This window comes from Arachidicoccus sp. (assembly GCF_050436765.1).
Classification (GTDB): Bacteria; Bacteroidota; Bacteroidia; order Chitinophagales; family Chitinophagaceae; genus Arachidicoccus.
Genome location: NZ_JBNQGD010000421.1, coordinates 1 through 8287 on the forward strand (window position 1 = coordinate 1; position 8287 = coordinate 8287).

General features: G+C 34.6%; 8 protein-coding genes and 1 pseudogene. 1 reads left to right on the top strand and 8 read right to left on the bottom strand.

What is annotated here, in order from left to right; all coding sequences use genetic code 11:
- From ACQR30_RS17685 to ACQR30_RS17720, 8 genes and pseudogenes are all read right to left on the bottom strand, one after another.
- Nucleotides 1–207 (bottom strand): annotated as a pseudogene (locus ACQR30_RS17685) (alpha-glucan family phosphorylase); the annotation flags it as partial.
- A 567-nt stretch (nt 208–774) separates the two neighbouring features.
- Nucleotides 775–2325, bottom strand: a complete 1551-nt coding sequence (locus ACQR30_RS17690; protein ID WP_429737117.1) for an Rne/Rng family ribonuclease — start codon at nt 2323–2325, stop codon at nt 775–777.
- Between the two features lie 455 nt (nt 2326–2780).
- Nucleotides 2781–3530: a tetratricopeptide repeat protein gene (locus tag ACQR30_RS17695; protein WP_429737118.1), complete on the bottom strand. Its 750-nt coding sequence runs from the start codon at nt 3528–3530 to the stop codon at nt 2781–2783.
- Nucleotides 3531–3652: 122 nt separating this feature from the next.
- Nucleotides 3653–3943, bottom strand: a complete 291-nt coding sequence (locus ACQR30_RS17700) for an HU family DNA-binding protein (RefSeq protein ID WP_429737119.1) — start codon at nt 3941–3943, stop codon at nt 3653–3655.
- A gap of 109 nt (nt 3944–4052) precedes the next feature.
- Nucleotides 4053–4541: a DUF4296 domain-containing protein gene (locus ACQR30_RS17705; RefSeq protein ID WP_429737120.1), complete on the bottom strand. Its 489-nt coding sequence runs from the start codon at nt 4539–4541 to the stop codon at nt 4053–4055.
- A gap of 312 nt (nt 4542–4853) precedes the next feature.
- Nucleotides 4854–6038: a bifunctional phosphopantothenoylcysteine decarboxylase/phosphopantothenate--cysteine ligase CoaBC gene (gene coaBC, locus ACQR30_RS17710; RefSeq protein WP_429737121.1), complete on the bottom strand. Its 1185-nt coding sequence runs from the start codon at nt 6036–6038 to the stop codon at nt 4854–4856.
- Between the two features lie 129 nt (nt 6039–6167).
- Nucleotides 6168–6509: a DNA-directed RNA polymerase subunit omega gene (locus tag ACQR30_RS17715; RefSeq protein WP_429737122.1), complete on the bottom strand. Its 342-nt coding sequence runs from the start codon at nt 6507–6509 to the stop codon at nt 6168–6170.
- Nucleotides 6478–7317 carry an outer membrane protein assembly factor BamD gene (locus tag ACQR30_RS17720; protein ID WP_429737123.1) on the bottom strand — a complete coding sequence of 280 codons (840 nt, stop codon included), beginning with the start codon at nt 7315–7317 and terminating at the stop codon, nt 6478–6480. Before ACQR30_RS17720 ends, ACQR30_RS17715 begins: the two co-directional genes overlap by 32 nt.
- A gap of 226 nt (nt 7318–7543) precedes the next feature.
- Between ACQR30_RS17720 and ACQR30_RS17725 the strand changes: the two genes are divergently transcribed.
- Complete coding sequence (locus ACQR30_RS17725; protein WP_429737125.1) at nt 7544–8167, top strand: LolA family protein; 624 nt, start codon at nt 7544–7546, stop codon at nt 8165–8167.
- Nucleotides 8168–8287 lie beyond the last annotated feature (120 nt).

The window sequence follows — 8287 nt, forward strand, 5'->3', positions numbered from 1 at the left end:
ATATCCGTATTTCCATAGAATACCTATACCGACGAGATTTTGACTTAATTCATATGCGCTGCGCAAATGTGAACCAGCCAAGAAACCCAAACCACCGCTGTATATTTTTAAAGGCTGGTGAATAGCAAACTCCATCGAAAAATAAGCCACTCTTTTGCTGTATTTATCACTAATGGGATACATCCCTTCAAATTCAGATTCTTTCATGTATGTTGGTGCGTTTTCTTTAAAGCGTTTCTGATTGCGGTCGAAGTTATAGAAATAATTGTAAAAATACATTTATCAATTAAGCAATCTTATTCACTGAATAACTTTATTAAAAAACATCAGCAACGACAAAGTACATTTAGGTTTTAAAACCCTGCCGATATTATTTTTCAAACAGAAGATTCATGATGCTTTATCATATGCGTATGGACAAGAGGTAGTTTACCCACGATTAGTTGGAAAAAACGGCTTGATAAATGAGTCGAAATTTGAAGATATATCCAAAACAAAAGGTTGACAATTACTTGCCAACCCCTTACTTACTAACTCATTAAAATCTGTTGCTAAGGTACAATATTGCACTAGATTTTAAAAATATTTTTATTGATTTTCGAAAAAACTGAGAACGTTTTGGCGAAATAATAACTTCTATTTAAATAGAGTATAAATAATATAATATGTTTATAATGAATTAGTTATACAAAATAATATAATACGCCAATTCATATTCTAAAAAATATCAACTAATTGATTGTAAGACAATTAAGCCTTCGACAAAGCACCACATTAAATTTTTATTTCTTCCTTGTTGTCGTCAAAAAATTTCACTTCCGTAAAGCTGAAATTAGAATTTTGTATAATATTAATAGGTATTTTAAATCTCCTTTTCCAGCTCTTTTTTATGGATTTAAAAATCCCCTTTGTCAAGTGTGAATAAACAATCGGATGTACTTCTATGGTAATAGTTTTATGTTGATGAGTGACCAAATAATTTAATCTATTGGCAATTTCATCTTCTAATAAATAAGTAGAAGTTACTTTGCCTGTCCCTTTACACGTAGGGCACACTTCAGAGGTATTGATTTTTATTTCAGGTCTCATGCGCTGCCTGGTAATTTGCATAACGCCAAATTTCGAAATAGACAACACCGCATGTCTGGCGCGATCATTTTTCATGTGTGCTTCCATTGCCTCCTGAATCTTCTTCTTATTTTCAGGATTGCGCATATCTATAAAATCCACCACAATTATCCCACCTAAATCCCGTAGCCTAAGTTGCCGAGCAATTTCTGCCGCCGCTTCTAAATTGGTAGCAACCGCATTTTCTTCCTGGCTATTACTGATACTCTTGTAACCACTATTGACATCAATTACGTGCAAGGCTTCGGTATGTTCAATAATCAAATAAGCACCACTTGGCAAATTGATGGTCTTACCGAAGGAAGCCTTTATCTGTTTTGTAATGCCATAAGTATCAAAAATATTTTGAGGTTCCTGATAACGCTTTACAATATCAGCTTTTGCCGGTGCAATTCTTTGAATATAGCTTAAAGTATCTTGGTATAATCCTTTGTCATTAATAACAATTTTATTAAAGTCTTTAGTCAGCAAGTCACGTAGTAAGCTGGTAGTCTTGTTCTCCTCAGACAATATTTTAACCGGTGCAACAGCCTTTTTTAATTTTGTCTGAAGCTCCTTCCAACTGTTTAATAGATCACTTAAATCTTCATGTAATTCAGCTGTATTCTTTCCTTCGGCCGCTGTTCGTACTATCACCCCAACATTATTGGGCTTTATAGATTCCACTATTTTGTGTAGGCGTTTTCGTTCATCTGAAGAATGAATTTTTTTAGAAACAGCAACAATATTATTAAAGGGGGTAATAACAATAAACCTTCCTGGCAAAGAGATTTCACAACTTAACCTTGGTCCCTTGGACGCAATGGGTTCTTTTAAAATTTGTACCAGAATATTGGGCTTTCCACTTAAAACCTCATTAATCTTGCCCGTTTTTACAATCTCCGGTTCCACATTAAATTTGTAAAAATCAAAACCATTCTCCGTCTTATCCGTTTGCGCCATTTGCGTAAACTTAACTAAGGATCTAAAATAAGGGCTAAGATCCGAATAATGCAAAAAAGCATCCTTCTCATGCCCTACATCCACAAATGCTGCATTTAAACCCGGCATAAGCCTTTTAACTTTACCTAGAAACAGATCTCCCACCGCAAAGCCAGCATCTGTTTTTTCGCTATGAAGTTCAACCAGTTTTTTGTCTTCCAACAATGCCAAATCAACCCCTGATATGGTTGCATTGACAATTAATTCTTTATCCACAAATCAAATAATTTATAATGAAGTAATAGCTTCCGGCAATCGAGCCGATATATATTTTCCAATTAGTCGTTCACAATCCTTCTTTTGTTCTTTTCAATTAGAACAAAGAGGATATTGTAAGAATTTGAAAAAAGGAAAATACAACAATAGCAAAAGGCTTCACAAATAGGCATTAAAAAGCCTTAGCCGTGTTGCTACTAAATATTTTTTGAAGGGAAGGAAAAAGTTGCAGAAAGGAAAAGGTATAACACACCTTTTATAGGCTATCGATGCCAAAGAATGAAGCTTTGGCATCGATAAGCAATATAAATTACAGCGCTAAGAAAAAATTACTTTTTCTTATGGCGATTTTTTCTTAATCTTTTTTTGCGTTTGTGTGTCGCTATTTTATGACGTTTTCTTTTTTTACCGCAAGGCATAGTTGTAAATATATTTATATAATTAATAAAAAATTGCTATTGATTTTCTAGCGTTTCAATCCTTTGCCCAATTTCCTTTTTTGCTGCGGGCACTTGTACCATTTGTTGCGCTACTTTATACCATTTAATCGCGTTCTCTTTATCTTGTAATCTATCGTAAGTATCTGCAAGATTAAAAATTGCCTCTAAGTTTAGGGGTTGCTTGGCGACCACTTTAGAAAAGCGTTTTATTGCATTTTCATATTGCCCAGTTTTAATATCTCCTAAACCCAATATATACTGCGCATACATATTATCTGGGTTCTTATCTGCAACTTCACGCACTTTTAAAATCTCTTGCATTGGATTGCTGGAAATATTGCCAAACATATAACACGCACCTAAGCCCACCTTTGCCGAATCGTTTGCAGGATTTATTTTTAATGCATCCTCAAACAAGCCTTTCGCCTGTGTCGCCATCCAAGTCTGCATTGGTTGGCTTTGCTCAACAAATACATAAGATAACAGCTTTCGGGCTGCAAAGGTAATGTTTTGTTCCGAATTTTCCAATTTTGCGGTCTTCCCTTTATAATAGGTGCCTAAAGGCATATTACCCACGGTATCAATCCAAAAGGAAGATAATTGCCGATACTGATTTATTTTTAGCTTTACCACATCCCCGCGTACAACATTATTTTCCAAACCGGTAATACGTTCTTGTACTTCTGGCGGCAATTTGGATTTAGCGGCAGCGATAACGTCCTGTGTAGAAAGTGCTGCTTCCTGTGAAGCCATTGCAACCGGCATTACAGGCATTTTGGATTTCGGAGGGATTGTATTCCCAAAGAAGAAAATAAGAAGAATTAATACCAGACCAGCTGTTAAAAGAATTATTTGCCGTTTTCTCACACTTTATATTTTCCGCGAAGTTACTTTGTTTTAAACTTATCTTTCACTTCATTAACGAATTCTTTGGAAGGTTTAAATGCGGGTATGAAGTGCTCGGGTATTTCTACGGCAATATTCTTTTTAATATTTCGGCCAATTTTAGCGGCTCTTTTTTTGGTAATAAAACTACCAAACCCCCTGATGTAGATATTTTCACCATTAGAAATATTCTCCTTAATCTCTTTTAGAAAACTTTCTAAGGTCACTAACACATCAACTTTAGGAATGCCTGTTTTTTCTGAAATATTATTTACCAAATCAGACTTTCTCATATCGGTACTTTTAAATGTATAAAAGAATTCATGATAAAGTTAAGCCCTTTTTCTTACAAACCAAAGAAAATGAGCAATTTATATAGATTTTAAATTGCCTATAACGCAATCAAAGACTTTTTAAACCCTTGACTTCCGGCTTTACAAACGGCTTTTCGAGCTGTTTGGCTTTAAGTTTATTAGAATCTGACTTGCCAGAGGCTGGCAAGCTGTCTTTAGGCAATAATTTCTTCTTTAAACTCACTTTCGCCAGAGGTTCCAAAGAATCGTTTAATCGTTTACCATAAGTACTCAATGAATCAAATATTTCCTTAAATTCATCAGGATGGGCCTCATAATATTTCAGGCTTTTAATATATGCCTGATAAGAAGTTTTGTGGATTGCAAGAATCTCGTTATAACTTAAAGTTGAACTATCTTTTATATGCAGTTTGTATGTTCTCGAGGTATCCAACCTATTTACTTGCTCCGCCACCATCATCTCCCACATGATGTTTTTCATCACTGGAGGCGCCAAAATGCCATCTGGTAACTTGTCGTTACAAGCGCTGAACAGTAAAACAGCGATAGTTAAAAATAAAAAAGGTTTTATCTTCATTTCAAAGCATTATTATATTTGTCTGCAATATTGACGCAAAGTAAAACTAAACTTTGCGACAACTGGGATTTTGATCTGATTGCGCATTTTTAAGATCTCTTGAGATGCACTATTCGCTCCTTTACAAAAGCTGTTCAATGAATGTACCCAGGGTAGTTTTATTCTACTTTTGAAAGCGTTTAATGTCTACAAAATATCTCCCCCCGCGGGATTTATACCATTGTTTGAAGTATCAAACCCGAAACAAAAACATTGATTAAAAACAGAATGAATATCTTTTAATTGGAACACCACATAAGCGCTGATGACACGCTACATTTTTTTTTCAATTATGCTAGCTATAAAATAAGCTGCATCTTCCTTTGAGAGTAGGCCGCTTTCATTTTTATCACCATTTTTATCCAACACAATAACACTATTTGTATCGAACCCAAAGCCGGCTCCAGTATCTTCCATAGAATTCAAAACGATATAGTCCGCGTTCTTTTCTACTAATTTAGTTTCTGCGTTTGTCATGGCATTATTTGTCTCTAAGGCAAAACCAACCACTATTTGATTCTTTTTTTGTTTTCCTAATTCCTTTAAAATGTCTTTTGTTTTTTTCAATTTCAAATCAAAAATAGCTTCTTTCTTTTTAATTTTTTGAGTGGCTTTTTCAATGGGTGTATAGTCTGCCACCGCCGCTGCCAAAATAGCTATATCACATTTCGAGAAGTTATCCAAACAACTATCATACATTTCTTCAGCGGAAACAACGGGTAAAATACTTATCTCTTTGTATTGAGGTAAAACTTTTGCCGGACCACTTATTAAAGTAACTTCAGCACCTAACAAATAAAAAGCTTCCGCCAAAGCTGTTCCCATTTTACCCGTAGAATGATTGGCAATAAAACGCACGGGATCGATAACTTCGTAAGTGGGACCAGAGGTGATGAGGACTCTTTTGCCTTTAAAATTATCTTTTCTAAAAAAGCTTTTAATGGACAACAAGATCTCTTCCGGCTCCAACATCCTGCCCTCCCCTTTTAATCCACTTGCTAAATCACCGTTTGCAACGTCTAAAACAATATTGCCATTGTTTTTAACAGTAGCAATATTTTGTTGGGTTGTTGGGTGATGCCACATATCTTCATCCATTGCCGGAGCACACATCACTTTGCAGGTGGCGGATAAATAAACTGATACCAACAGGTTATCACAAAATCCATGCGCCATTTTTGCGAGCGTGTTACAGCTCAATGGAGCGATCACCATCAAATCGGCCCACCGCCCCAGCATTACATGATTCGCCCATAAATCTTCTTTAAATAAGTCAATGATTACCTTATTATTAGATAGCGTACTTAACACTAAAGGTGAAACAAACTTACTGGCCGCTTCCGTCATTACGATCTTTACTTCTGCGCCTTCTTTGATCAAAAGCCGCGTAAGTGAAATTATTTTATAAGCGGCAATGCTACCGCTTATTGCAATTAATATTTTTTTTCCTTCTAGCACTACTGTTTTGCTTATTTTAATAATTCAAACTTAGAACATATTAGGCAAATTTGGAAACTTTTTAGAAACACGAAATACCATCAAAAGAATATCTGATGGCATTACGTTCCGTATTTTTAACACTAAATATTATACAAATAAATCTTCATCGCCCTTACGAGAGTATATTTTATCTGCCATAAACTCTTCTGTAGCCAATATTGCTGAGTTAGGCATTCTTTCATATGCCTTAGAGATCTCTATTTGCTCCTTATTTTCATGAATTTCTTCTAAGCTGTCCGTATGACTTGCAAATTCGTCCAATTTAGAATGCAATTCTTCACGAATGGCAATAGTTATCTGATTGGATCTTTTAGCTATAATAGCAATAGATTCATATAAATTGCCCGTCTTCGCTTTTACTGCTACTAAGCTTCTTGTTTCAACTACATTGGGCGTATTAGGACTTACTTGCCTTCTTAGTTTGCTCATTTATTATGTTTTTAATTTTATTAATAGCCTCTTCGGAATGCTTTTTAATTTCCTGTACCGAGGGTACATATTTGCTATTGTTGTATTGTGCTACAAAATCACCACATTCGTCAACGGCTTGTTTGTAACGGTCTTCCTGCAAATAAGGTACACTTACTTTCGCATATTCATAGCTTGACTGTACAGTCTTAAACATGTATAAGTCGGATTTAGAAGAATTGGGATAATCACTCAACAATAAATCAAAATACAAATGGGACGATTTAAAATCCCCCAAATCGTAATACAATTTAGCAGCCAAATATTCCTTTTCCTCTAATTTCTGATTACATTTCACAATTAACGCCTTTGCTTCTTCTGCTTTAGGAGACTTAGGATAGGCATTTATAAACGATTGTAGCACAGAAATAGCATGAAGTGTAGAAGATTGATCCAATTCTACTTTTGGTGAATTTAAATACAAACAGTACCCCTGCATATAAAACGCTTCGGGAACAGATGAACTGTTGGGAAAATTTTCAGTAAAAGTACTAAAGGCCAAACTGGCACTTTCGTAATCTTTCAAATAGAAAGCACTATAGGCAAATTTATAAAATGCTTCCTCGTGTCTTGGCGTACCCTTTAGATAAGGAAACAAGCTTTGAAATAACTCAGATGCGTGGTTATACTTCTTGTCTTTGTAATATTGCTCAGCCATCTTATATTTATACTCATTATCTTTACTACTTAGTATTTTTGAATACTTAGAAGCACAAGATGACAATACAAAAAAAAGGGCCACTAATGAAAGCTGAATAATTCTCTTCATAAAGAGTGCAAAATTACGTTTATTCGGCAATATATAAAGGATTATTTTTTGCCGACAGTTATTATTAGTTAATTAAACTCTAAAAAGCACATTATCCGACTAGAACGGTATCAATTTTTCTATCATAAAATGATATGCAAGCTATTCTCATTTAAACATTTGTTTAATTTTTTAGTCTTAATAGCGGATAAACCATTAGTTTTGCAACCTCAAAAACACATTTTAAATGAAAAAATTTTTTGTAACGCTCCTCTCTTTTAGTTTTTTAGCAGTTTCTGGCTTTGCTCAAAGCAACGCTAAAGAAATTTTGAATAAAGTAAGTAACAACCTAAAAGGCATTAAAGGCGCCACGGCCGATTTTACCTATTCGACAAAAGATCGCAACAACCACAACTTAGGAACTATCAATGGGAAAATAGCCTTGAAAGGCAATAAATACTTTATTAAACAAAGCGACAACGAAATATATTGCAACGGCCAAAAAGTATGGAATTATAATGGTAGTGACGAAGTAACGGTGAGCGATGTAGATAATTCCACTGGTACGCTAAGCCCACAAAAATTATTAGCCGGTAACTTTGTTGATAAAGATTTTACTTCTAAAATGATTTCTTCCAACGGAAGTTTTTATGTAATAGAACTAATTCCTACAGACCCAAGAAAAAACTTTAAGAAAGTAGATTTATATGTAAACAAGTCTAAGGACTTCATTACCAAAGCGACTGTCTGGGAAAAAGCAGGCAACACTGTAAATTTTAATATGTCGAATGTGAATACACATGCATCCTTGCCCGATAGCAAATTTGTTTTTGATACGAAAGCACATCCTGGCGTTGATGTAATCAATTGATAGAAGATTTTTAAAATAAATGAGCCCGCCTTTTTAGAAAGCGGGCTCATTTATTTTAAAGACAGAGAGACTGTAATTTAAACTGTGTCATATCATAATATTTTGTAATTTTAAATTGAT